This is a genomic window from Rugosimonospora africana, from assembly GCF_016862975.1.
GTDB lineage: Bacteria > Actinomycetota > Actinomycetes > Mycobacteriales > Micromonosporaceae > Rugosimonospora > Rugosimonospora africana.
This window is the reverse complement of record NZ_BONZ01000039.1, coordinates 40,820-66,094: the sequence shown is the minus strand read 5'-3', so window position 1 is coordinate 66,094 and position 25,275 is coordinate 40,820. Positions and strand designations below refer to the sequence as shown.

The 25,275-nt window shown below is 69.5% G+C and carries 19 protein-coding genes and 1 pseudogene; 11 read left to right on the top strand and 9 right to left on the bottom strand.

Going from position 1 to position 25,275, the window contains the following annotated elements:
• Positions 1–138 precede the first annotated feature (138 nt).
• A complete protein-coding gene (locus Raf01_RS20760) occupies positions 139–420 on the bottom strand; it encodes a class II fructose-bisphosphate aldolase (RefSeq protein ID WP_239133771.1) in 282 nt (93 codons plus the stop codon).
• A 75-nt stretch (positions 421–495) separates the two neighbouring features.
• On the opposite strand from Raf01_RS20760, the gene Raf01_RS20755 reads away from it, so the two are divergent.
• Complete coding sequence (locus Raf01_RS20755) at positions 496–1,287, top strand: DeoR/GlpR family DNA-binding transcription regulator (RefSeq protein WP_203919614.1); 792 nt, start codon at positions 496–498, stop codon at positions 1,285–1,287.
• A 125-nt stretch (positions 1,288–1,412) separates the two neighbouring features.
• On the opposite strand, the pseudogene Raf01_RS20750 reads toward Raf01_RS20755, so the two are convergent.
• Together Raf01_RS20750 and Raf01_RS20745 are read right to left on the bottom strand one after the other, a co-directional pair.
• Positions 1,413–1,826 (bottom strand): annotated as a pseudogene (locus Raf01_RS20750) (carbohydrate kinase family protein); the annotation flags it as partial.
• 36 nt (positions 1,827–1,862) lie between these two features.
• Entirely contained in the window at positions 1,863–2,000 is a 138-nt protein-coding gene (locus Raf01_RS20745; protein WP_203919612.1) for a hypothetical protein, read from the bottom strand.
• 294 nt (positions 2,001–2,294) lie between these two features.
• Here Raf01_RS20745 and Raf01_RS20740 point away from each other — a divergent pair, with 294 nt between their 5' ends.
• The 4 genes from Raf01_RS20740 to Raf01_RS20725 all read left to right on the top strand — a co-directional run bounded on the left by Raf01_RS20740 (position 2,295) and on the right by Raf01_RS20725 (position 5,724).
• Positions 2,295–2,681 (top strand): phosphoheptose isomerase family protein, encoded by a 387-nt coding sequence (locus Raf01_RS20740; RefSeq protein WP_203919611.1) that lies wholly within the window; start codon positions 2,295–2,297, stop codon positions 2,679–2,681.
• Positions 2,682–2,848: 167 nt separating this feature from the next.
• Complete coding sequence (locus Raf01_RS20735; protein WP_373319543.1) at positions 2,849–3,343, top strand: LuxR C-terminal-related transcriptional regulator; 495 nt, start codon at positions 2,849–2,851, stop codon at positions 3,341–3,343.
• Positions 3,336–4,223, top strand: a complete 888-nt coding sequence (locus Raf01_RS20730; protein WP_203919610.1) for a PhzF family phenazine biosynthesis protein — start codon at positions 3,336–3,338, stop codon at positions 4,221–4,223. The genes Raf01_RS20735 and Raf01_RS20730 overlap by 8 nt, the downstream gene beginning before the upstream one ends.
• Positions 4,224–4,734: 511 nt before the next feature.
• Entirely contained in the window at positions 4,735–5,724 is a 990-nt protein-coding gene (locus Raf01_RS20725; RefSeq protein WP_203919609.1) for a hypothetical protein, read from the top strand.
• Here the strand turns inward: Raf01_RS20725 and Raf01_RS20720 are convergent.
• On the bottom strand, positions 5,718–8,453 hold the full coding sequence (locus tag Raf01_RS20720) for an ATP-binding protein (RefSeq protein WP_203919608.1): 2,736 nt from the start codon (positions 8,451–8,453) through the stop codon (positions 5,718–5,720). The genes Raf01_RS20725 and Raf01_RS20720 overlap by 7 nt on opposite strands.
• Positions 8,454–8,544: 91 nt before the next feature.
• On the opposite strand from Raf01_RS20720, the gene Raf01_RS20715 reads away from it, so the two are divergent.
• A complete protein-coding gene (locus tag Raf01_RS20715; RefSeq protein WP_203919607.1) occupies positions 8,545–9,762 on the top strand; it encodes an FAD-binding oxidoreductase in 1,218 nt (405 codons plus the stop codon).
• Positions 9,763–10,574: 812 nt separating this feature from the next.
• Here the strand turns inward: Raf01_RS20715 and Raf01_RS20710 are convergent.
• Entirely contained in the window at positions 10,575–13,382 is a 2,808-nt protein-coding gene (locus tag Raf01_RS20710) for a TIM barrel protein (protein ID WP_203919606.1), read from the bottom strand.
• Between the two features lie 623 nt (positions 13,383–14,005).
• Here Raf01_RS20710 and Raf01_RS20705 point away from each other — a divergent pair.
• Positions 14,006–15,400: a hypothetical protein gene (locus Raf01_RS20705; RefSeq protein ID WP_203919605.1), complete on the top strand. Its 1,395-nt coding sequence runs from the start codon at positions 14,006–14,008 to the stop codon at positions 15,398–15,400.
• Positions 15,401–15,482: 82 nt separating this feature from the next.
• Here the strand turns inward: Raf01_RS20705 and Raf01_RS20700 are convergent, their stop codons facing one another.
• The 4 genes from Raf01_RS20700 to Raf01_RS20685 all read right to left on the bottom strand — a co-directional run bounded on the left by Raf01_RS20700 (position 15,483) and on the right by Raf01_RS20685 (position 19,360).
• Complete coding sequence (locus Raf01_RS20700) at positions 15,483–16,160, bottom strand: TetR/AcrR family transcriptional regulator (protein WP_239133770.1); 678 nt, start codon at positions 16,158–16,160, stop codon at positions 15,483–15,485.
• 243 nt (positions 16,161–16,403) lie between these two features.
• Complete coding sequence (locus Raf01_RS20695; RefSeq protein ID WP_203919604.1) at positions 16,404–17,264, bottom strand: citryl-CoA lyase; 861 nt, start codon at positions 17,262–17,264, stop codon at positions 16,404–16,406.
• On the bottom strand, positions 17,261–18,493 hold the full coding sequence (locus Raf01_RS20690; protein ID WP_203919603.1) for a CaiB/BaiF CoA transferase family protein: 1,233 nt from the start codon (positions 18,491–18,493) through the stop codon (positions 17,261–17,263). The genes Raf01_RS20695 and Raf01_RS20690 overlap by 4 nt, the downstream gene beginning before the upstream one ends.
• A 57-nt stretch (positions 18,494–18,550) precedes the next feature.
• Positions 18,551–19,360, bottom strand: coding sequence for an IclR family transcriptional regulator (locus Raf01_RS20685; protein WP_203919602.1), 810 nt, complete (start codon positions 19,358–19,360; stop codon positions 18,551–18,553).
• Between the two features lie 180 nt (positions 19,361–19,540).
• Between Raf01_RS20685 and Raf01_RS20680 the strand changes: the two genes are divergently transcribed.
• The 4 genes from Raf01_RS20680 to Raf01_RS20665 are packed head-to-tail and all read left to right on the top strand — an operon-like array spanning position 19,541 to position 25,179.
• Positions 19,541–21,058 carry an aldehyde dehydrogenase family protein gene (locus Raf01_RS20680; RefSeq protein WP_308442659.1) on the top strand — a complete coding sequence of 506 codons (1,518 nt, stop codon included), beginning with the start codon at positions 19,541–19,543 and terminating at the stop codon, positions 21,056–21,058.
• The gene (locus Raf01_RS20675) at positions 21,058–22,188 is read left to right on the top strand and encodes a zinc-dependent alcohol dehydrogenase (protein WP_239133789.1); all 1,131 of its coding nucleotides are present in this window, start codon (positions 21,058–21,060) and stop codon (positions 22,186–22,188) included. The genes Raf01_RS20680 and Raf01_RS20675 overlap by 1 nt, the downstream gene beginning before the upstream one ends.
• Positions 22,185–23,975, top strand: a complete 1,791-nt coding sequence (locus Raf01_RS20670; RefSeq protein ID WP_203919599.1) for a thiamine pyrophosphate-binding protein — start codon at positions 22,185–22,187, stop codon at positions 23,973–23,975. The genes Raf01_RS20675 and Raf01_RS20670 overlap by 4 nt, the downstream gene beginning before the upstream one ends.
• Before the next feature lie 46 nt (positions 23,976–24,021).
• Entirely contained in the window at positions 24,022–25,179 is a 1,158-nt protein-coding gene (locus Raf01_RS20665) for an ABC transporter substrate-binding protein (protein WP_203919598.1), read from the top strand.
• Positions 25,180–25,275 lie beyond the last annotated feature (96 nt).

Sequence of the window (25,275 nt, the reverse complement as noted above, 5' to 3'; positions counted from 1 at the left end):
CGTTCTCCTCTTAGCTCTAATCCGGGTCGGGCATTCACACGCCTTGAGGTTCCGCTTGTCTGTCGTGCCCTTGCGCCGCGAGGAAGAACGCGATCAACGGAGCGGTCGCGACGACGTTCGCGGCCATCAGCAGGGTTGTCAGCGATCAGAGGCCCCGCGGGCTGGATGCCAGCCGGAGGAGCCGGGCAGCACCAGCGGCACGCTGACGGCGTGGTGCAGTGCGGTGATGAGCTGGTGGTCGAGGATGGCGGTGCGGTCGGTCATGGCATGGCTGGAGCCGACAGCGACGGCGAGGGCGTCAACGCCGGTGGCCTCGACGTAGGCGGCCGCCTCATCGGGGTCGGTGCGGGCGCCGGGTGCGCCGAGGAAGGTGTGATATAGCCATCTGTGGATTTTCTGCCTGCACGAGCGGCCTGGCAAGCCTTTCTTGCTCAAACGCGCGTAAATGAACTATCTTGATTGCGCGTTTGTGTTCATGACTGGCAGGGAGTTCGCATGGCTCCTAGCACGTTGCGTCGCGCCGACCGGGTGTCGACGATCCTGGACCGCATCTCGAGCGACGGCTCCGTCGATGCTCGGGCGCTGGCGAAGGAGTTCGCCGTCTCGGTCGCGACCATCCGCCGCGACCTGCAGACGCTGGAGGACCAGAAGCTCCTGAACCGCACGCACGGCGGTGCCATCGCGGCCGCGGTCAGCTACGAGCTGCCGGTCCGCTACCGCGTCGGTCAGCACCGGGAAGAGAAGCTGGCGATCGCGCCCACGGCCGTCTCCCGACTGCCGCACGGGCCGCTCACGGTGGGACTGACCGGCGGCACCACCACCCACGCGGTGGCGCGCCTGCTCGCCGACCGCTTCGATCTGGCGGTCGTCACCAACGCGCTCAACATCGCGGCCGAATTGGCGCTACGTCCTCGGCTGAAGCTCGTCATGACCGGTGGCGTCTCACGTACGCAGTCCTACGAACTGGTCGGTCCGATCGCCGACCGCACCCTCGGCGGGCTCAACATCGAGGTGGCGATCGTGGGGGTGGACGGGATCTCCGCACGTGCCGGCCTGACGACGCACGACGACATCGAGGCGAACACGAACGCCACGATGATCCGCCAGGCGCAGCGCGTCATCGTCGTCGCAGACGGCTCCAAGGTCGGCCGCGTCCACCTCGCCCGCATCTGTGCGCTGCAAGACATCGATGAGTTCGTCACCGACGCCAGCGCCGACCCGGCCGCGCTGGCCGCCATCTCCGCTGCCGGAGTCACCGTCACGGTCGCCACCTCCGAGTCGCGCTGAACACGAACTTTATGATCAACCCGCCGCTCGGGTGTCCAAAGAGTGTCGGGCACGGCGGCTCGAGGTGGCGCCTGAGCGACGCGAGAGATGACATTGGGGATCATGACATCGTCGCCATGAACGCTTCAGCCTCGTCCCGCGTCGGCTGTGCGGCGGTGCCACCCAGCACGGCGCGTGGACAGAGCGCCGCAGGCACATCCGAGCGCGAGCGAGAATGCAAGATCTGCCCCGCCGAGCCAGCCGGCGAGGAACCCCCCGTCGAAGGAATCACCGGCGCCTGTCGCGTCCACGGTTTGAACGCTGTACGCGGCGCTCCGGACCACCGTCCCGTCGTGCACCGCGACGGCGCCGTCCGCCCCGTTCTTCACGACGACCAAAGGGCCGTGATCGGCGAGAATTCTCGCCGCCGCCACGGGCTGCTCATCGGCAGTCGTCACCGGCCGCCTCCGCGGTGCCGGAGAACCGGTCGGCCGCCGCACTGCGGCGGCCAGCCGAACTGCCTCCTGCGTGTTCGGCAGCAGCACGTCAACAATGCCTACAACGGTGGCGACGGGAGTCCACTGCTCCTCAGGGTCTCATCCGGTATCCAGCGACACGGTCGCGCCGGCCGCGTGGGCGCGCGACGAGCTGTCGTAGACCCTCTCGCAGCCTCGGCTGCCGGGGCGGGCCAGCGCCACGCTGATGCCGGTCGGGACGTCGTCGGCGATGCGCACGGCGGTGGTGTCGACGTCGGCGGCGGCCAGCGTCTCAAGGACGGCGAGGTCCGCGCGGGGGCTCAGTCATGGCGACACCGGCCGCGAACAATCCCGCCTCCGGCCAGCCGGGGTACGCGAGGTGTCCACTGTCTCGGGTCGGGTGTCGTGGGGCAGGGGCTGGCGAAGTCGGCCACCGCATGAGCATCGCGACACGCTCATGTTGCACAAATACTGCGCGGGTTTGCTCGAATCTGCGTGAATGCCTAGAAGAAACGCTTGACAGCGCACGAAGCACCGTCCCAGTGTCTTGCGATGAGCACCACGGCAGATGAGATCGCAACCCAGCCCGAACTCTGGCGCCGCGCCCGGCGGCTCTTGCAGGAGGTCGCGGACCTACTGCCGGCACCTGGCCAGGACGTGTTCATCGTCGGCTGCGGTACGTCGCTGTACATGGCACAAGCGGCGGCGAGTCTGCGGGAGACTGCCGGGCACGGCCGGACCGACGCGTTCGCGGCGGCCGAGATGCCGCACGCACGCCGTTACGACGTCATCGTGGCAATCTCCCGCTCAGGCATGACATCAGAGGTCGCGAACGTCTTGAGCCGCGGCCACGCCGCGCTCTGTCCTGATCACCGCGGTCCCCGATGGTCCGGTAGCGGCGGCCGCGGACGGCGTCATCGCGCTGCCTTTCGCCGATGAACGTTCGGTGGTCCAGACACGCTTCGCCACCACTGCTCTCACACTGCAGTGGCTGCCGGACGTGCGCTGATGAGCGGCACCGTCCCGATCGGGGACCTCATGCGCTGGTGCCGCGTCCCAGCCGAAGACCTCGTGGACCATCTCGCCGCGACCACCCCGACCTGCCGGTGCTGGTGCTTTCCCGGTACGTCGACGTGGTGTACGCCACCGCGCTGCTCGAAAAGCCCAGCGGGATCGGGTACCTGCTGAAGGATCGGGTCAGGCGGGTGGACGAGTTCGTCGACGCGCTGAATCGCGTCGCGTCCGGCGGTACCGCCCTCGATCCGGAGGTGGTCGTGCGGCTGCTGACTCACCGCAGTGACCCGTTGGCCGCGCTCACCCGCCGCGAACGCGAAATCCTCGCGCTCATGGCCGAGGGGCACGGCAACGCCACCATCGCCTCCCGGCTGGTCATCACCGACAACGCCGTCCACAAGCACATCGGCAACATCTTCAGCAAGCTCGGCCTCGCCCCCACCGACAGTGGACACCGCCGGGGTACTCACCGTGTTGGCCTATCTCAACGCCCAGAGCTGACAGCGTCTGGGTTACATTCGGCGGACCCGTGCGTCGCGGGCACCCCGGCCGTGCCCGCTCCCAGCCTCAAGGAGCAGTGTGAGTAGCATCAGGTTCTTCTTCGTCGACGTGTTCGCCGAGCGGCCGCTGACGGGCAACCCCCTCACCGTGGTACCCGACGCCGACGAGCTCACCGAAGAGCAGATGCGTGCGATCGCCCGGGAGTTCAACCAGTCGGAGACGACGTTCCTCTGCCGACCGTCCGATCCGGCCGCGGCCTGGCGGCTGCGCTCGTTCACGCCTCGCGGCGTCGAGGTGGGCGGGGCCGGACACAACGCTCTCGGTGCCTGGCTCTGGCTCGACGGGCAGGGGCTCGCCGGTACCGGGCCGTCGAGCCGGTTGACCCAACAGATCGGTGGCGAACTGCTGGCCGTCGAGGTGGTCCGCGCGCCGGGTGGGCCGGTCCGCGTCGTCATGGACCAGGGCGGCCTTCGGTTCGGTGGACTCGTCGAGGCCGATCCGCCGCTCGCTACGGCGCTCGGGCTGTCCGTCGCCGACCTGGCCGGCCCGGCACAGGCGATAGCGACGGGCGTCTCGCACATGCACGTGCCGCTGGTCGACCGGGAGGCGGTGGACCGGGCCGAGCCCGATTCGCGCGCCCTCGCCGCGATCCTGGCCGGGGCGGCGGCGGAGGGCTGCTACCTCTACACCCTCTCCGGGGGTACCGGCGATGATGTCGCCGCGTACGCGCGGTTCTTCAACCCGACCGTGGGCATCGTCGAGGATCCGGCCACCGGCACGGCGGCGGGCCCGCTCGCCGCCGCTCTCGTCGAGTGGGCCAGGGTGCCCGCCGGGCGGCCGGTGTATCTGGAGCAGGGTCGCGCCCTCGGACGGCCGAGCCGCGTCCGGGTGGATGTCGACGGTGGCCAGGTCCGGTTGTCCGGCTCCGGCATCGTCAGCGGCAGTGGTGAACTGCGGGTGCGATGAGCGTGCGCGACGGCCGGCGGCCGCCCGGTTTCCGGTAGGGGCAGCGGCGCGGACATTCCGACGATCCGGTGTTGGGCGCTGAACTCGCCGTACAGGTAGTCGAAGGTGCGGTCGCCTCTTGATGCGGTGGTCGCGACGGCGGACTGTTCCACCGAGGCCCTTTGACGTGCAGGAGCACGGGTTCGAACTCGGGGCGCCGTTGTCCGAGACCGTAGTCGCAGAGTTCGAGGCGAGGCACGAGATTACGCTCCCACGGGGATGTCGGTGGTTTCTCACCGAGCTCGGGGACGGGGGCGCCGGGCCCGGCTACAAGCTGCGCCGCCTCGCCGATTCGTGTGGCGGCGTCTGCCGGCCGGGGCACCTGGCGAAAGCCAGTCAGTACCTTCTCGGACCTCGTTACCTCGATGACTGGGAACAGCGGTATGAGGAACCGCCCGGCCCAGATCGCACCTTCCTAGGGGGCACTCTGCGAATCGCCGATCAGGGGTGCTCGCTGTTCACGCAGCTGGTCGTGACGGGACCGGCGCGCGGCAGACTGTTCAACCTCGACGATGAAGGACCGGTCGGGCCATACGTGGTTGAGGATTCCGACTTCCTGGCCTGGTACGAGCGGTGGCTGGACGAGGCCGTCGCCGGATACGACTGCGGCTGGTTCGGTGAGCGGCTGCCGCTGGACGAACCGACGCTGATCGCCGTGCTCGCCGACGATCCGTCGCCGCAGCGGGGTGCCCGCGCTGGGGAATCCCTGCTGTCCTTGCCGATGGTCAGCGACGCCGCGTGGACGGCTCTGGCTCGTGCCGTGGCCACTGACATCGACCCGAACGTGCGGGCAGAGTTGCTGCACGAGCTGACGTGGCAGAGCTATGACCGTCAACGCCGGCCGGAGCATCCCGAGGCCGCCGCGGATAAGGTCGCACAGTACGCCAGATCGCGCACTCCGATCGGGCTCAGGGCGCTCGCCGTGCTCCACAAGCTCACCCTCGACGACCTTCTGCCGGAACTCGCGAGCTACGATCTCGAGCGACGCCGGAAGGCGGCCTACCTGCTCGACTGGAACCCCGGAAAAACTCGACGGGAGAAGCCGCCGCGAGACGTGCTCGACAGGGTGGTTGGGCGACTTCTCGTCGATCCGGATCCCCTGTTCGTTCCCACGGCGTCGCGGTGGCCTGACGTGACACGCCCTGGTCGTCAAGCATCTGCGAGGTTCTCGTTGCGGGAGGTCGGCCGCCAGGTCGGCTCACGACCGCCGTCGAAGCACCGCGGGAGGTCCTGGCTCCCTTTCTGCGGGGCGCGCCCTGGTCACCTGCCAGCCTCTTCGCGCCGCCAATCTTCGAGCGGTACCCGCCGAATCCTGCGCTCATGCCTGCGGATCCTGGGCATCGGGGATCTCCCGGTTGCGTTGGATGAGTTCGAATGCGTTGGGATGTCGAGGCTCTTCGTGAGACCTCTGCGCGCCCATAGGTCGTCTGCTCTCGGCGCACTGGGTTGGCCTGGCTATTGAGGATGAGTTATGTCCATCGCGGCGAGCTCCGCTCGGCCCTCCTCCACGCGGTCGGGTAGCAGCAGCAGAGTGAGGGCGCGCTCGGCACGCGCTTCGATGCGCTCCCACACCGCGACCGCCTCGGCCAGGCGCTCTGGGTCGGCGCCCAGGCGGCCTTCGGCGCGGGCCAGGCACGCCTCGGCCCAATGGTTCTCGTACGCTGCCGACCGTGCCCGGCGGATCAGGGCGGCCGCCGTGGGCAGACCGGCGGCGACGGCGAGTTCGGCACCGGCCGCTTGGGCGTACGTCTGGTTGCGGCCGCCGGGAAAGCCGGCGAACGCCCGGTCGACCGCCCCGGCCGCGTCCGCGAACTGTCCGATGTGGAGGATCAGGCGGGCCTCCACGAACGCGGCGAACGAGGCGTAGCTGGGCGCCGCGGCGTCACCGGCGGCGATCAGGGCCTGCTCGCGCCACCACCGGCTGCGCTCGAGATCACCGTGTAGCCCCTCGGCCAGTCCGGCGGAGAGCATCCCCGCGGCGATCCATGGTGCCCGCGGGGTTCCCGCGCGTTTCCAGCCGGCGTGCATCTCCGCGGCTTGATGCCGCGTCGCCGCTATGTCGCCGGTCAGTGCCAGGGCGATGACCAGTTTGCTCGGCGAGGAGTAGTCCCCGCCGGTGAGGTTGTCGTCGCGAACGCTCCACCCGGCGCTCAGCGCCGTGGGCAGGTCGCCGGCGGCGATGGCGTAGACGGCGACCATGTGTAGGCCGTCCACGATCTCCGGCCCGGCAAGCGGGTCGTCGCGGTCCAGGTGCGCCAACACCTTGGCGCGCTCCGTGCTGATCAGGTGTGCTTCCCGCAGCCTGCCCGCACTGACTGCGACGGTCGCCATCAGATCCAGCGTGGCACTGGCGAGCAGCGGTTCGTCGCTGGCCCGCGTCGCGGTCAGCGCTTGCCCTGCCAGCTCGGGATCGGGATCGTGACGCCGACCGCGCCGATCCCACGCCGCCGCGATGGCCAGTTGCGCGGCCACCCGCGGGTCGGCCGGGTTACCAGCGCCGGCGGCCCTGGCCAGCAGGTCCTTCCGCCACTGCGGCTCGGTGTCGACGGGCAGGCCGCCGGAGAACCTGGTGATCACTTCGACGGCCCGCCCGAGCGCGATGGCTTCGGCGGTGCCGTCACCGGCCTGCCGCGCCCGGTCGGCGGCTTCGACGAGCACCGGGGCGGCACGTACACCGAGGTTCGTAGTCATCAACACGCCGGCGGCCGCGTGGTCGAGGTCGGCGGCGGCCTGTGCCGCATCCGGGGCCAGCGCGGCCGCGCGGCGGTAGTGGGCGCTCGACTCGTTGAGGAACCGGCGGGCGTACGTCAGCGCGCCAAGTGTACGTGCCAGCCGGTGTGCCGATGCGTCTGTCTGCTGTGGACAGTAGGTGAGCGCCGCTCGAAGGTCGTCAACCACGAGGTCGAACTCGTCACGCCAGCCGGAATCGGTGCCGCCAGACCCGACCTGTGTCAACCCCAGCCGGGACGCGGTACCGGCCGCCCAGTGTAGGTGCCGCCTGCGAACTGCTTCCCATTCGCCCTCGGTACGCAGCTCGTCCGCGGCGAATACGCGTACCGTCTCCAGCAACCGCCACCGGGCATGCCCGGTCCGTTCGCGGGTGACCAGGCTCTTGGAGGTCAGCCGGCCCAACAAGTCGATGACCGCAGCGCGGTCCTCGCTGGAGGCCACCGCGATCACCGCAGCCAGGTCGAAGCCTCCGGCGAACACACCCAGCGTCCGGAACAGGCTCCGTTCGTCGTCGTCGAGCAACTGGTAGCTCCAGTCGATCACGTCGCGCAGCGAGCGGTGGCGCTCGTCGCCCCCGCGGCCGCCGCGGAGCAACCGCAGCTGGTCGTCGAGCGCGGCGAGCAGCCCAGGGACGCCCAGCGATGCGCTGCGGGCGGCGGCCAGCTCAAGGGCCAGCGGCAGACCGTCCAGGCGCTGGCAGATCTCGGCGACGACAGTGGGATCGGCGATGAAGTCAGGGTCGGCCGCCCGGGCCCGCGCAACAAACAGCTCCTCGGCCTCGGAAGCTAGGCGCAGCGGTCCTAACGGGATTACCTGTTCGCCCGGGACGTCGAGCTGTTCCCTGCTGGTGGCCAGGATCCTCGCTTCCGGACAACGATTGAGGACCTGCTCGACCAGTCGGGCGACGGCGTCGATGACGTGCTCGCAGTTGTCGAGGACGAGCAGGGTCTCGCGGCGGCTCAGGTGGTCGAGTACCGCATCGTCGAGCGCCTGGCCCGGCGACTGCGATACACCTAGGACCGCGGCGACGGATTCGACCAGGAAGGCGTCGCTGACCGGCACCAGATCGATGAATGCTCCGTCATCCGCGCCGAGCGCGAGCTGGGTGGCGAGCCTGGTTTTTCCCACACCTCCCGGACCCGCCAGGGTCACCAGCCGCGCAGCAGCGAGGGCGGCGTCGACCGCGTCCAGTTCCCGCCCGCGGCCGATCAGCGGTGTACGGGCGATCGGCAGACCGCGAAATCCGGGCGAAACGGTCGCGGTATGCGGGCCGGAGACGGCGACCCCGGCCAGCGCCCGCCGGTCGGCGACACCGTACTTGCGCAGCAGGTTTGACACGTGGGTCTCGACCGTACGCACCGAGATGAAGTACTTCTTGGCGATCTCCGCGTTGGTCAGCCGGTCACGGAGGGCCTGCAGAATCTCGGCCTCCCGTTCGGAGATCTCCACATGCGGTGCCACCGCTCTGAGGATACCTACGTGCTGCGGACCCGTGGAGGCTACGTGGTTTCCACGGATGTCGACCACCGGGTACGCGACGAGGCTCGATCACATGACGACCAAGCTGCATCTTCCCGGTGACCCCGGCTACGACCTGCATCGAGCCGCACTGTCACCCACCGTGGACTCCCGTCCCGCCATGATCATGGAGGCGATGGAACCGGCCGACATCGGCCTGGCCGTGACCACTGCCCGCGACCTCGACCTACCGTTCGCCGTGCAGGCCACCGGGCATGGCACCTGGCAGCCCGTTGACCATGGTGTTCTGCTTAAGACGGGTAGCCTCGCAGATGTCCTGATCGATCCGGATCGCCGCATCGCGACCGTAGGGCCGGGCACGCGCTGGGGCGCAGTGCTCTCGGCGGCGGCCCCGTACGGCCTGGCGCCGCTGTCGGGCTCCTCGCCGGATGTCGGGGTTGTCGGGTACACCCTCGGCGGTGGCATGGGATGGCTGGCCCGCCGCTACGGTCTGGCCGCGGACAGCGTGCTGCGAGCCGAGGTGGTCACCGCCGACGGGCAGACCGTCACCGTCACACCGCATCGGCACCCCGACCTGTTCTGGGCAGTTCGCGGCGGCGGCGGCAACTTCGGCGTGGTAGCCAGCCTGGAGTTCCGGCTCTACCCGGTATCGCAGGTGGTCACCGCCGTGGCGACGTTCCCGATCGAGGCTGCGGCCGACGTGCTCGACCACTATCGCGGCTGGGCGGACGCGGCGCCGGACTCGGCGAGCACCGCCGTTCTGCTGGGCAGCGAGGGTGTCGTGGTCAAGGCGATGTCCACGGACCTCACCGGCCGCGCCCTGCGTCCGCTCTGGCGGGGCGCTGCACGGATCGACCGGAGGGTCGCGAGCTACGCCAAGGCGAAGATGGGCGGGATCTCGCCGAGGTATCAGGACTTCTTCCAGCACCTCACCGACGGGGATATCGCCACCATCGTTGCGGCCCATCGGGAGAACGGGACGACGGTGGAGATCCGTCACTGGGGCGGCGCTATCGCCACCGCCGCAGCCGACGCCGGCCCGGCCGGGCATCGCGGCGCCCCCTTCTCCGTCACGCTGGACAACCCGGGCAGCAACTTGCCAACCGGTATCGGTGCGGTCTTCTACAACTTCCTCTGCGACCCGTCACGAGTTGAGGACGCCTTCACGAGGGAGAACCTGCGCCGGCTGCAAGGAGTCAAGCGAGCATATGACCCGACAAACTTCTTTCACGTCAACCACAACATCACCCCGGCCCCGACTCCGGCAGCACTGGCAGGGACCACGACATGAAGCGTACGACGAGCTGGTGGTGCGGGTCTTGAGACGCGGCCCTACCCGCCGGGGCGCACGCACATGTCGCGAGGTCGCGCGTGTCGGGCCCCCGGGACCGACAGAGCTTCGACGCGGACCCCCAACTTGCGGCCCTCCTTACGTCACTGCAACTGCACGGCCACCAGCCAGGCGGAACAGACTCTCCGGGTTGGAGTGACCCAGCGTGGGTTCACGCCGTGGCCGACCCGCCACGCCGGCCGTTCTACCTGGTGGCCGGACAGGACCTCTCCGCCGAGGAGTGGAGCGCCCTGACGGCCCCCGACCGGGACGCCTGATTCCCGGCCGATGAACCCGGGGTGGCGGTGCCGGATTCGTCCGGCACCCGCACCCGTTCGCGCTGTCGTTGTCGTCGTGGCCGTTGTGCGTCCGGTCGGTCCGGTGGTCGGCCGAACTCGTTTCGCTTCCGTAGCACCGCCCAGCAACTGCGGGCCGATTGCCGCGAACGCGACCTGCTGCTTCTCGACGGCGGCGCATCGGGCCGGCATGTCGAGCGAGTTCGCGCTCTTCCGCCCAACGGCGTCGCTCTCGACGTCACCAGCGGCCGTGCTTCCCGAGCTCATCGAACTCCTGGTGGGCCGACCATTGCCTGGCGATTCGTCGACTTCGGTGGCGCGAAGCACAGGGACCGACCCTCGAGTGGACTTGCGGACGCGGTCTCCCTCCCAGTTCGCTGTCCGAGTCAACGGCAGCCACCGGGCCTACCGCCCAGCCCAGCTGGTGCATTCCGAAGTCTTCCGCTGCCCCGATCCGGCCCCGGACATGCCGACCGGCTAGGCCGCAGCGGTCGTCGATGACGAGTTGGGCGCGTGATCGAGGAAGCGGCGGGCGGCAGTTATCGCCAATCGAGCATGTTCCCTCGCGCCAACCTGGGCGATAAGCATCGCACGAGGGATCTCCAGCGCGTATGGGATTCCGGCAGGCAGTGCGTCCAGGACGCCATGAACGTCGATACCGCCCTCTCCGGGAAAGAGTCGTTCGAACCGTGCCGTGTAGATCAGACCCTCATTGGTGGATGGCACCCCGGCGGGGGCGTCGCACACGTGGGCGAAGTGAAACCACTCGCTGGGTAGCTGGCGGAGGTCGGCCACGCTCGATCCCGAGCGGGCGAAGTGGAGCACGTCGACCAGGATGCCCGCGTTGGGCTGCTGCGCCGCGCGAAGGACACGGGTGGCCTCACCCAGGTCGGGTGTCTCCGTCCAGGACGGGAACTCCAGGTCGATGGTGAGTCCGAGTGGCCAAGCCATCTCGCACAGTTGCGCGAATCGATCAATTTTCCGTACCCGGTCAGGGTCGGGCAGTTGGGTGATGACGTGGCGCGCCCCTAGCTCCGCGGCTGCGTCCAAGAACCGGAGGAAGTCGCGTGGATCGTCTTGTGGGCTGATCCGGGCTAGTTCCACGTCGAGCACCTCGATCCCGGTGGCTGCTAGATGCACCTTGGTTGTGCGCATCAGCGCTGGGTCGGTGGCCAACGGGTAGTGGGGTTCCTGGGGCGTTACCCGGGTCAGCCGTAGCCCAACGTACCGGTAGCCGGCATCGGCCGCGGCGTCGACGAGTTGCGGCGGTGACAGGCTCAGCGCGGTGAGGTGGGCCAGTGAATAGTCATGCCGAAGTTCTCCTACGGGCGCAGGCGCGTTCCGGAGGTTGATGAGTCGTCGCTGACGATGAGCGGCCATACGGACCGGAGCGCTGTTGGGGTCGCCCACGCCGGTGTATCCGCCGACGCGTTGCACGACTTCGAAGAACACGCGAGATCCGAGCATCTCCGTGTAGAAGTGCAAGAACTCGCCGTGCTCGTCCCGGTCGTAGAGGATGGAGTACTCCCGCAGCGCGGCCAGGCGTTGCGGTGGCAGGGCCAGGCGCGCGTCGAGCTCAACGTAGTAGTTGTCGGGGATTTTCAGGACCGGCGCGCCGAGCGAGCGCATCGCCCTGGCGCTGGCTATGGCGTCGTCCGTCGTGAACGTGACGTTCTGGGGGCTGGGGACCGCGGGTGCCCAGTCCCCGCGGCGCAGCGGAGCGGTGTTGAAGGTGATGCGTAAATCACCGGATGGGTCGGCGGAAGCTCTGCTTCGGACAAGACCGAACGGTGCGGCGATCTCGGTGGTCTCGTCCATCTGGAGGCCGAGAACCGTCCGGTAGAACAGGGCCGTTTCGTCGAAGTCGTCGACGGTTTGGGTGAGGGAGATGTGGTCCGTCTTCGTCACCAGGCCGTCGGGGCGGGGACTCGTGCCGGTGGGCCGGAAGTCTTTCAACCAGGTGTTGGGCTCGGCTCCGCCGCGCAGCAGGAACACCGCCAGCCCGTCCGGCGCGGCGATGGACGTGAGGTCGGCTTCCTCCGACTGGCGGGTGCGCGGCAATACAGGTGCGAGCAGTGCTTCTGCCCGCTGGGCGGACGTGGCCGGGTCGGCGCTTTCCACACCGAGAGCGCAGATTGCGGCCGTACCTGGAGCGACGGTCGTCTGTGGTGCGAAGTTCAGGAGGACTCGGGCCTGGCCCTGTTGCCATAGCTGTACCGGCTTTGACGGATGTTGGCCCGTGTGGACGAAGCCGAGCGCGCTCAACGCACGCGCCACGACCGGGCCGGACAGATCGTCCACGGCGAGCTCGGTGAATGCGTGATTGCCGAGTCGAGGTGCCGGCGGCAAGCCGACCGTCTGCAGGCGCTCCCGCACGGCCGGTGGGCCTGAGACGCTGACCGCCTCCTGTAGAGCCAGAAGCGAACGCATCCCGTCGATTGCCGCCAGTCGCGGGTCGGCCTGACGATAGACGTCGTTGAAGACCTCGAGCGACAAGGGCCCGACATAGCCGGTGGACAGCACGCGGCTCACGAACTCTGTGAGTGGGAAGCAGCCCAGCCCGGGGAACAACCGGTGATGTCGGCTCCACTCGACCAGGTCCATGTTCAGGCGCGGCGCGTCGGCCAACTGCACGTGAAACACCTTTGACCCGGGCACCACACCGATACTCGCCAGATCGTCCCCACCGGACAGAAGGTGGAAACTGTCCAGACACAGACCGAGTGCGGGGTGGTTGGCGTGTCGCACGATGCGCCAGGCATGTGCGCAGGTCCTGACGAACCTGCCCCATGCCAGGGGCTCATAGGCGATTCGCAGGCCGCGGCGCTCGGCGCTGCTGGCTAGCGCATGCAGCTGCTCGGCCGCGAGGTCGTCGTCGTCCACGGCATCGGGGGAGACCGACGAGGTGACCAGCATCGTGCTGGCGCCTAGTTGTTCCAACACGTCGAACGTCCGCTCAGCCCTGCGCATGTTGGCCGCGAACAGGTCGGGCGGTACCGCTTCGAAGTCGCGGAACGGCTGGTAGACGTCAACCGTCAAGCCCCTGCGTGCGCATTCCTCCCGGACCTGCCGCGGCGGCCACGGCGATGCGATGAGGTCGTTCTCGAAGATCTCTACGGTCTGGAACCGAGCCGCGGATGCCGCGGCGAGCTTGTCTTCGAGCGTGCCCGACAGACAGACGGTCGCGATGCCCAAGCGCGGATTCGCCGGCGTCTCGCCGGAATCGGCAGCGGTCATGACGTCAGTGGTGCGCATGAACATCCCGCCCTTCGTGCTCTCGGACACGCGTCGACGTTGCGCAGCACCCGGTCAGGTTCGGACCTGAGACCGGAGAACAGCCGGGACCGGTCCCGATTCGATCGGGTCGGCGAGGATGCGGCCCGGCTCAGAGGAACCTGCACAACTCCAGGCGCGTCTACGAACGAACTAGATAGTTACTTATACGCCGCCCGGGCGCCGAGGGGAAGGCGCCCGGGCGGCTCGCCTGGGAATCTCGGGGCCGGACCAACGGAGGACAGCCCGATCGAGCGGGCCATCCCGGGGTGGGTCAGGATCGGGTTCCGCTGCTCCGTTGAGGTCTGCTGATCTGCTAGACGGACCGATCGAACCATTTACATAGTCCGTCGCAGCATAGGCTCCGTAGTCGAGCGAGACAATGCGGCGACGCTGAGGCGTTCAGCTTCTGAATGCCGGGCCGTCGAACCTCGTTTCCGCCTTGTGGCGGCGTCCAGCTGGACACTATGGTTCGGCCGTAGTGCGGACCTATCGATCCATCTGACGGACCGCGTGTTCGTTGCCTTGATACCCGCTCGACGGCGATTCCGGTCCGCTCCGCTCCCAACCGAAACGAGGACTGTGTGGACAGACAGCGAGCACTACGCTGGCTCATCCGACCGACCCCGCTTGCCGTGGCCGCGGGCGTTGCCGTCGCCCTGACGACGCTGGGCGTGGGCACTCACACCACCGTGGCCACCGCGAGCGACCACGGCTCCGCGCAAAACGTGCTGGTCAACATCAGTGGAAACAGTGCGAAGTTCGGCTCGGTGTTTCCGCAAGTCGCCGTCAGCCCGGTGGATGACGACACGGTAGCGGTGGCATGGCGCCAGTACACCCTGCCGGTGGACACCAACGCGCCCAAGGACGCCCGGACGGCCGCGTGCCACGTGTCCGTCTCCACCGACGCGGGCAGGACGTTCAAGGACACCGACATCACCCCGTACTTCCGGGCCGACCCCGATGCCACCGCCCTCGGCCTGTACTACTGCAATGCGCCCTGGGTGACGTTCGGCCCCGACGGGCGCATCTACGCCGGCGGCTCGGTGTTCACCGCCAACGGCACAACCGGCGCGCTGCCCAAGCAGGGCCGGGCGATGGTCACGGTCTCCACCGACAACGGCACCACCTGGGCTCAGGGCATCTGGGGCATCGACCTGGCAAAGCTGGCACCCGGACTGACCGGCCTGAACGGCGGCATGGCGCCGCAAGACACGCCATGGGACGGCTCGAACGGCTTCACGGACCCGACGACCGGCACGTTCTACTCGACCGCCGGCGTTTACGTGGTCGCGTCCGACGACCACGCCGGCACCTTCGGCACGGTCAACCAGCCCAACGTGGCGGGCTGGCCACGTTCGGCCGGAGGCACGATGACCGCGGCGTCGGGCATCCTCGCCGAGCCGTTCGTTGCCAGCGCCACTACCGTCGCCGGCACCCACTGTCCGTGCTTGGCGCTGGCGACCAGTACCGATGAGGGCAAGACATTCACCGCGCACCTGATCGCGCAGGCGGCCGATTTCAGCACTACCGGCACCACGCGGTACCCGGTGGCCGCAGCCGACCGCTCGCGCGCCGGCCATTTCGCGGTCGTGGCGTACACCGCCGATCACCTGTCGGTCCGGGTATACATCACCACTGACGCCGGCCGCACCTGGAAGACGGTCACCCCCAGGACGCCGGCCGGCGAGCCGGTGGTCAACGCGAACCAGGTCAGCGTCGGCTACACGGCCGACGGTCGCGTCCTCGTGGTGTGGCGCGGCTTCCACCGCGACCAGGGTGCCTTCGACACGTACGCGGCGCTGGTCGACAACGGCCACGCGGGGACGACGGTGAAGGTCAGTCCCGAGCGCTCGGTGTACCCACCGCTGACGTACCTGGGCAACTACGGTGACGGCAACGGCGCGGGTGACTTCACGACCTGGATCACCGGCAACCGCGAGTACGCCTACATCGCGTTCCCATACAGCCCGGGTGCGCTGGTCGAGGACACCTACCTCGCGAGGGTCCCGCTGTCGTCGCTGAAGTGACGTAAGGGTGGTCGCCTCCCCGCGACGAGGGTTCCGCCGTCGCGGTGAGGCGACTCCGGCAGCACGGAGCCGAAGGAGTTCCTCAGGCGGAGGCCGGTGCGGTCAGGAACTCGAGTACCAGGTCGCCGAGCAGCCGGCGCTGGTGTGCGCGGCGCCGGGGATCGAGGAGGTCCCGGTTGAAGATCGCCTCGAAGGTGTACCGGTTCGCGGTCCGGAAGATGCAGTACGCGCTGATCACCATGTGCACATCGAGACTGTCGACATCCTCGCGGAAGACGCCGGCCTTGCGCCCGCGCTCAAGGATCGTGCTCAGCACGTCGAGCGCGGGCGTCGCGAGTCCGGCCAGCGCCGTGGAGCGGCGCAGGTGCTCGCCTCGATGAATGTTTTCGATCGCGACCAACCGGACGAAGTCGGGATGGCTGTCGTGATGGTCGAAGGTCAGTTCGGCCAGCCGGCGGATGGCCGAGGCCGGCTCCAGGCCCTCGACGTCCAGACCCGCCTCCAGCGCCCGGATGCCCGCGTAGGCGCGTTCGAGCACGGCGATGTAAAGGCCTTCCTTGCCGCCGAAGTAGTAGTAGATCATGCGTTTGGTGGTGCTCGTCTTCGCGGCGATATCGTCCACGCGGGCACCGTCGTAGCCCAGATTCGCGAAGTCGGCGGTGGCCACGTCGAGTATCTGCGCGCGGGTGCGGTCCGCGTCCCGTTGCTTGGCCGGCGCGTCGCTGAACGCTGATTGAGCGATCCGATCAGCTGTTGTCACCGGTGGGCTCCTGTTCCTCGACTACGACTATGAAACCTCAAGCGGGCCGTGCTGGGCCATCTCGCCGCACGTTGCCGCCATCCCGGATGAGGCCCTTGCCCTCTAGGGCACGGCGAGTATCCTAACGAACGTACCAGTTCGTTCATTAGCGAACTCGCCCGCGAGGTGGCACGAGTAGGTACGCCGGCAGGGCCGCGCTCATGGCGGTGTTGCCCCGGCGCGGCTGGCGTCCTTGCTGGGGGGTCAGCCAGCGGCAGCGGGTGGGACGTAACTGGGCAGGATGGCCGGTGGCATGGGGCCTTTGTTGCGCCGGCCCTGCTGGCTCTCCTCCCAGGCGTGGGCGAGGATGCCGACGCTTCTGCTCAGGACGAACAGCCCGCGAGCGAGCGGGGCCGGGAAGCCGAGTTCGGCGTAGATGACCGCCGTCGCGCCGTCGATGTTCATCGGTACCGGGCGGCTGCGCCCGGCGAGGAGGTTCTCGATGGCGTACGCGGCCCGCAGGTGTTCGCCGGGCACTGTCCCGGCGGCGACGGCGGTCTCCACCAGGCTCAGCAGGGGTTGCCGGCGCGGATCGACCGGGTGGAACCGGTGTCCGAAGCCCGGTAGGTACCGGGACTGGGCGCGCCACCGTGCCACGACCTCGGTGGCGGCCACATCGATGTCGCCGTTCTCGGCGCCGCGGTCGCGAATTTCGGTGAGCAGTTCGACGCACTGCTGGCCGGCTCCGCCATGCACGTCGCCGAGCAGGTTGACGCCGGTCGCCATGGCGTTGTTCAGGCCGACGCCGCACGTGATGGCCATTCGTGCCACCGCGATGGAGGGTGCCTGTGGACCGTGATCGACGGAGGCGACGAGGGCGGCCTCCAGCAGCTGCGCCTGTTGCGGGCTGGGCAGCTCGCCGCGCAACATCAGCCAGATGGTTGCCGCGAATCCGGTGGTGCCGATCAGCTCCTGAACCGGCCGGCCGCGCAGTTCGAGCTCGCCGGGTGCCATCCGGGACACGCCGGTGGCCCACCAGTCGGCCACGTCGGCGGTGGTGGTCTCGCCCAGGGTGCGGACAGCCGGCGCCGCGGACGCTTCAGGGCTGGGCGGTGAGGCGGTCATGCGTTGCGCTCCTCGGCTGGGGTCAGGCTCGCGAGCCGCGAGTCGGCGGGGTACCCAGCGCTTCGCCAGCGCTCGGTGAGCTCGGGCACCAGCGCGTTGTGCTCGCCGAGCAGGGGTGGCGTGGTGGTCGGTTTGAGTGGGGTCCCGTTGAACAGCACGCCGCTGCCGCTGACGCGCAGTACCCGGCCCGACGAGTCGGGGAACGGCAGGTCGGTGAAGAAGCCCCGGTGGGCCAGTTGGCCGGACTCCACGGCCTGGGGCACGGTCAGGATCCGTGCGGCGGGTACTCCGGCGGGGGACAGCAACAGTTCCCACTCCAGCGCGGTACGGCCGCCCAGTGCCACGTTGAGTTCGTGGTTGAGTTCGTCGCGGTGGCGCTTGCGTGCCTCCCGGTCGGCGAACCGGCTGTCGGTGAGCAGGTCCAGCCGGTCGATCAGCCGGCACAGGGTCTCGAACTGCTCCTGCCGGTTGGCCGCGATGTTGAGCGGGCCGTCGCCGGCGTGGAATGTACCGGACGGGGCGGCGGTCGCGTTCTGGTCGCCCATGGGCTCCGGGGGCACGCCGCTGACGAGATAGTTGGAGATCGCCCAGCCCATCGCCGACATCGACGCCTCGAGCATCGACACGTCCAGGAAACAACCCTCGCCGGTCCGATGCCGGGCGTGCAACGCGGCGGTGATGGCCAGCGCGGCGGACAATCCCCCGACGCTGTCGCTGACCGGGAAACCGACCCGCAGCGGCGCGGTCTCCGGGGTACCGGTGACACTCATCATCCCGGACAGGCCCTGGATGATCTGGTCGTAGGCGGGCGCCTGGTTCATCGGCCCGGTCTGGCCGAAGCCGGAGATGGCGCAGTAGACCAGCGCCGGATTGAGCGTGCGCAGCCGGGGCCAGTCGTAGCCGATGCGTGCCAGTACCCCCGCCCGGAAGTTCTCCAGCAGTACGTCCGCGTCGCCGAGCAGCCTCTCGAAGGCGGCCCGGTCGCCGGCATCCTTGAGGTCCAGCTCGACGGACATCTTCCCGGCGTTCTGCGCCAGGAACGACGCGCCGATGCCGGCGTCGTTCAGTTCCGGGTCGGGACCGAGGTGCCGGGCCAGGTCACCGTGCCCGGGCAACTCGATCTTGATTACCTCGGCGCCGAGCAGCATCAGCTGGTAGCTGCAGTAGGGCCCGGCGAGAACGTTGGTCAGATCCAGTACACGGATGCCGGTGAGCGGACGGTCGTGCATTCGCCTACTCCTTCTGTGGCGCCGCGTCGCGTGCGGCGCCGGTCCGGGGTCGGTGGCTCAGGAGCCGAGGGGATGGTCGAACCCTCGGTCGGACATGTGTTTCGCGACGCTGGCGAGGTCGGCGGCGAACTCGGCGATGCGCTGGTCGGGAAAGCGCATGGTGGGCCCGCTGAGCGACAGTGCGGCGACCACGGCGCCGGACCGGCCTGTGATGGGTACCGCGACCGCCGTCAGCCCGTCCTCGCGCTCGCCATGGCTGACCGCGAAGCCGTTCTGCGCCGCCTCGTCGATCCACTCCTGCAGCCGCTTGAGGTGCCCTTCACCGTACGGCGAGCTGCGGGCCACCCGGGCAAGCAGGCTCGTCGACGCGTCGCGCAGCAGCACCTTGGCCGACGCGCCGCCCCACATCGGCAGTTCGTCGCCGATGTGCACGACGTGCCGCAGCGGTTGCGGGCTCTCCTGCTGGGCGATGCAGACCCGGTAGATGTCACGCGCCACGTACAGGTTGACCGTCTCCCGCTGGCGGGCGGCCAGTTCCCGCATCAGGCGCTGGGTCTCGGGCGGAAGTTCCCAGCTGCGCCGGGCCAGGTGGGCCCAGCGCCACAGCCCCGGCCCCGCCATGTACCCGCTGGAGGTGGCCCACAGCAGGCCGCTCTGCTCCAGGGTCTGCACCAGACGGATGACCGTCGTCTTCGCCAGCCCGGTCGCCTCGACGATGTCCCGGATGGCGACCAGGGGTCGCTCCTCGGTCAGCAGGGACAGGATGTCCAATGCCCGCTGGACACTGCGCACTCCCTGCGACTCCCCGGTGTCGACGGCGGGGGCGGCAACAGCCTCGGTGCGCTTGCTGTGGTTGCTCGCGGGCATCGCGGTTCCTCTTTCCGTCGTGTCCGGGTGGCCGATGTTCGTCTTCACCACCGTGCCGCTTCTGGTCGCCGATTCTCGCGCGGCCCGCCGGCTTCGTGTGTCTGCAACTTCTTCGACGCCGCCTATTGCCAGAAGCTGTGGGACGCCCGTACGTTACACCCAGTCCGTAGAGCGGTCCAGATGTACCATCAAGCGGTTTCGTTGGAGGAACGCGTGATGCTCGATGCCATCCTCAGGTCTTCCGCTGACGGGGCAGTGGCACAGGCACCTGCTTTGATCGCCGGCGCCTGGTCCAATCGGGGAACCACTGCCGAACGGTTCGGACCGTACCTGCGTGGGGTGGTCAGTCGGGCTCCGCAGGCGCAACCGGCGGACGTGTCCGCGGTCGCGTCGTACGCGCGCCGCGCGGCTCCCGCCATCGCCGCGCTGGCGCCTGCGGCCCGGGCCGAAATTCTGGACCGCGCGGCCCACCTGGCGGTGGAGTACCGCGACGACTTCGCGCGCATGATTGCGCGGGAACTCGGCAAGCCGCTCAAGGACGGCCGCGGCGAACTGGACCGGGTGGCCGACACCCTGCACGTCTGCGCCGCCGAGGCCCGCCAGATCGGTGGAGAGGTGCTGCCGGTCGCCGGCTGGTCCAGGGGAGTGGGCAACACGGCCCTGACCTACCGCGCCCCGGCCGGAGTGGCGCTTGCCATCACGCCGTTCAACGCTCCGGCGAATCTGTTGGCACACAAGCTCGGCGCGTCCTTCGCCGCCGGGAACACCACCATCGTCAAGGCGCCACCACAGGCGCCGGCGACCTCGGCGGCCGTGGTGGCTCTGCTGCTGGCCGCGGGCGCGCCGGTCGAGTCGGTACAACTGCTGCACGGCGGTGGCGAGGTCGGCGCGGCGCTGTGTGCGGCGCGCGAAGTCAGCGTGATCAGCTTTACCGGCAGCGCGGCGACCGGGGCGGCGGTGGCTCGCGCGGCCGGCGCGAAGCGTCTCGTCCTCGAACTGGGCGGCAACGCCGCCACCATCGTGTGCGAGGACGCCGATGTCGCCGAGGCGGCTGGGATCTGCGCCCGCACCGGGTACAGCAACTCCGGGCAGAGCTGCATCTCCGTGCAGCGGGTCTACGTGCACCGGTCGCGGTTCGAGGAGTTCCTGGCCCGGTTCACCGACGCGGTCGCCGCGCTGAAGGTCGGCGACCCGCTGGACCCCGCCACCGACGTCGGGTCGATGGTCGACGAGCAGGCCGCCGACCGGGTGGTCACGTGGACCGAGCAAGCTGCGGCGGCCGGAGCGACCGTGGCTATCGGCGGTACCCGGGACGGCGCGACCGTCGCGCCGACGATCGTCGCGCATCCGCCGGCCGACGCCAGGGTGGTCACCGAGGAGGTATTCGGCGCACTGGTCGCGGTGCTGCCCTACGACGACTTCGCCGACGTGGTGGCCGCCTGCAACGCCAGCGACTACGGCCTGCAGGCCGGACTGTTCACCCGGGACATCGCCCGCATCCTCACCGCGTGGCGCGACCTGCAGGTCGGCGGTCTGGTGGTCAATGGCTCGTCCAACTTCCGCCTCGACCACGTGCCGTTCGGCGGGGTGAAGGACTCCGGATTCGGCAGAGAGTCGCCGCGCCCGATGATCGAGGACTACACCGTCGTCAAGACGCTGATGCTGCGCGGCATGTCGATCTGGGGGACCCAGTCGTGATGGCCGCGGTGCTGCGCGAGCCGGGTGCCGTCGACGTGCGCTACGACTGGCCCGAGCCGTCCTGCGGCCCGGACGAGGTGATCGTCGCCGTACGCGCGGTCGGCCTGTGCGGCTCGGACCTGGCCGTGTTCACCGGCAAGCGGGCGGTGCCCACGCTGCCCTGGGTGCTGGGGCACGAGGCGGTCGGGGACATCGTCGCGGTCGGCGACCGGGTCGCTGGCCGGGAGGTCGGGCAGCGGGTCGTCGTCGAGCCGAACTACCCGTGCCTGGACTGCCCTTCCTGCCTCGCCGGGGCGACCGCGACCTGCCCGCGGCGGCGCGCTGTGGGCATCTCCGAACCGGGCGCGCTGGTCGAGCGGCTCGCGGTGCCCGCGCGTTTTGCCTGGCCGGTACCGGCGAGCTGGCCGGACGAGGATCTGGTGTGCGTGGAGCCCATGGCGGTAGCCCGTTCCGCGGTGGTCCGCAGCGGAGCCCGGGCCGGCGTACGGTGCCTGGTCGTCGGCGCCGGAGCGCAGGGCCTGCTGGTCTGCCAGACCCTGCTGGCGGCCGGAGCCGTCCCGTACGTGACGGACCCGAACCCGGGCCGGGCGCGACTGGCCCGCGGGCTGGGTGCCCGCGACCTGGCCGAGCTGGACGACGCGGCGATGTTCCCGGTGGTCATCGAGACATCCGGGGCGCCGGAGGCGCTGGAGCTGGCCGTGTTCCGTGCCGCGCCGGACGGCTGCGTCGCGCTGATCGGGCAGAGCAGCGTACCCGCCCGACTGGCCAGCTTCCCCATCGTGCAGCGCCGGTTGACCCTGCGCGGCTGCCTGATCTACGACCACCCGGACGACTTCGCGAGCACGATCCGGGCGTTGTCGCAGGCTCCGGCGCGGCCGGGCAGCGTCGTGGGGGCGCGGTACCCGCTGGCGGAGGCGGCCCGGGCACTGCGCGAGGCGGGCCAGGTGGCCGGCAAGTCCTGGATCGCGCTGCCGCGCTCGGAGCAACCGCCGGCGCCCCCGCAGCAATCGTCCACGGTCACAGCGCAATCGCCCTCGGCGGCAGCGCGGCCGGCTGCGGCGCCAGCGCACCCGTCGATGGCGGCAGCGCAGCCGTTTGAAACCGCGCACGTAGAGGAGGAGCCACGATGACAGTCGACGCAACACCGGCGGCAACGGTCACGGGAGCGGCCGGGGCCGGTGAGCGCTCGGCCGCCGAGGCGCTGGTCGCCCAGCTGGAGTCCTACGGGGTCGAGTACGTGTTCGGCACCTGCGGGCACACCAACATCGCGTTGCTGGACGCGATGGGGCGCAGCACCATCCGGTTCGTCATCGCCCGGCACGAGCAGGCGGCGGCGCACGCCGCGGACGGGTACGCCCGAGCCTCCGGCAAGCCCGGGGTCGTACTGCTGCACGTCGGGCCGGGCATGATGAACGCGGTCACCGGCGTGGCCACCGCCGCGCTGGACTCGGTGCCGCTGATCGCCATCGCCGGTGACATCCCGTCCTACTTCTACGGGCGCCACCCGCACCAGGAGGTCAACCTCCACGCCGACGCCGACCAGACCGCGATCTACCGGCCGTTCGTGAAGCGGGCCTGGCACGTGCACCGGGTGGAGGACCTGCCGCGGTTCACCGAGCGGGCGTTCTGGACGGCGACCTCCGGCCGCCCGGGAGCGGTGCTGCTCAACGTCCCCATGGACCTGTTCTCCCGGACGGTACCGGCCCGCCTCGCCTCGGCGTACCCGCTGGCGGCGCACAGCGCGGCGCCGGACCTGCCGGCCTCCACGGCGGCGGACATCGCCCGGGCGCTGATCGGCGCGCAGCGCCCGCTGGTGTACGTCGGCGGTGGGCTGCACGGCGCGGAGGGCCGGGCCGCGCTCGCGTCCCTGGTAGAGCACCTCGATCTGCCGGTGGCGCACTCGTTGATGGCCAAGGGGACGCTGCCCGATGAGCATCGGCTGGTGCTGGGCATGACCGGGTTCTGGGGACTGGAGGTGACCAACACCTACGCGCTGGAGGCCGACCTCGTGCTGGCCGTGGCGACCCGGTTCGCCGAGACCGACGCGAGTTCCTGGAATCCGCGCTACACCTGGCAGTTCCCGCCGACCCGGCTGATCCAGATCGACATCGACCCGGCCGAGATCGGCCGCAACTACCCGGTGGAGATCGGCGCGGTGGCCGACGCGACCCGCGCGGTGCGGGCCATCGACGCGGCGGTACGCGAGCGGGCGCCGCAGCCGGTGGTGCGCCAGGCGCTGCGCGACCAGATCCACGCGGCGCGCACCGGACTGTTCGAGGGCAGCCGCGAACGGGGCCGCAGTGCGGACTTCCCGTTGCGCCCGGAGCGCATCCTGGCCGACGTGCGCGACGTCCTGCCACCGGACGCCGTGCTCGTCACCGATGTGGGCTGGAACAAGAATGGCGTGGCGCAGTGCTATCCGCTGCCGGCGCAGGGCCGTTTCATCACCCCGGGTGGCGCCTCCACGATGGGCTTCGGGCCCGCCGCCGCGCTGGGCGTGCAGATCGCCGAGCCGGACCGGGTGGTCGTCGCCCTGGTCGGCGACGGCGGGATGAGCGCGCAGCTGCCGGCCGTGCCGATGGCGGTGGAGCAGGGCCTGCCGGTCATCTTCCTGGTGATGAACAACCGGGCCCACGGGACGATCGCCGACCTGCAGGCCGCCAACTTCGGCGCCAGCTACGGCTGCGAGTTCGTGGATCCGCAGGGCCGTCCGTACAGCCCCGACTTCGCGGCGCTCGGCCGCGCCTGCGGGGCCGACGGCTACCTCATCGAACGGGCCGAGGATCTGGCCAGCGCGCTGCGTACCGCGATTTCGCGTCGCCGCCCGGCGGTGCTGGACGTACCGATGGTCAACGAGCCGGTACCCACTCCGGGTCACTGGAACATCAAGGACATCTACCACGGTGTCTTCGAGTGAACCACCGCAACACGACATACCCATACCCTGATTCGAGGTGATCGTGATGCACACCCCACGGCACATCCGCGGCGCCCTGATCGGCGCCGCCGTCCTCACCACCATCCTCGCCACCGCGTGCAGCGCCCCCGGCAAGTCCAGCACGTCATCGTCCGGAAGCGGCAAGGGCCCGATCAAGATAGCGGTCGTCGACGCCCAGAGCGGCCAGCTCAGCTCGCTCGGCCACTGGGAGTCCAACGGCGCGAAGCTCGCCGTCGACCAGTGGAACGCCAAGGGCGGCATCAACGGCCGCAAGATACAGCTGGACGTGTTCGACGACCAGGGCGACCCGACGGTGGGTACCAATCTGGCCAGGAAGATCGCCAGTGACGGGTACATCGCGATGATCGGCACCTCCGAGAGCGCGGTGACCCAGGCGATGGCTCCGATCCTGCAACAGGAGCAGATCCCGAACATCACCTCCGGCCAGGCCGACTCGATGGTGAAGCTGGGCAGCCCGTTCCTGTTCCTCAACGGGCCGACCAGCACCACCTACGACGAGACGCTGGCGAAGTACGTTGTCGACACCAAGGGCATCAAGAGCATCGCCATGATCACTAACAACGGTGGGTACGGCAAGGGCGAGCATGACGCGTTCCTCGCCTCGCTGTCCAAGCGCGGCGTCACCCCGTTGACCGACCAGGTGGTCACGACCGACCAGAAGGACTTCAGCGCCGCGCTGACCACGATCCGGCAGAAGAACCCGCAGCTGGTCTTCATCGGCTCCGAAGAGGTAGAGGCGGGGCTCATCGTCAAGCAGGCCCGCGATCTGGGCATCACCGTGCCATTCGCCGGCAGCGCTCCGCAGGGCACGCCGGTGTTCGCCGAGACCGCCGGCGCGGCCAACGTCGAGAACACCATCGTCAGTTCGCCGTACCTGGGCAATGACATCAGCGACGCGTCCCGCACGTTCGCCGCCGCCTACAAGGCCGCGTACGGTGACGACGCCGAGCTGCACGGGGCGAAGGCCTACGACGGAACGAGCATCGTGCTGACCGCGTTGAAGACCAGCAACGTGGCGACCGGCAAGAAGCTGGCCGACGCGATCCGGGCCACGAAGTACAACGGCCTGCTGGGCAGCTTCGCGTTCGACAGCACCGGCGTGGGCATCTTCGCCACGTCGATCGGCGTCATCAGCAACGGCAAGCTGGCCGCGGCCAGCTGAGCCGGCGGCCGGCTGGCCGTGGCCAGCTGACGCAGCCATCCTCCCGGGCCGGCGCAGTTCTGCCGGCCCGGGTACCCGTTACCGTCGCCGTCGCGC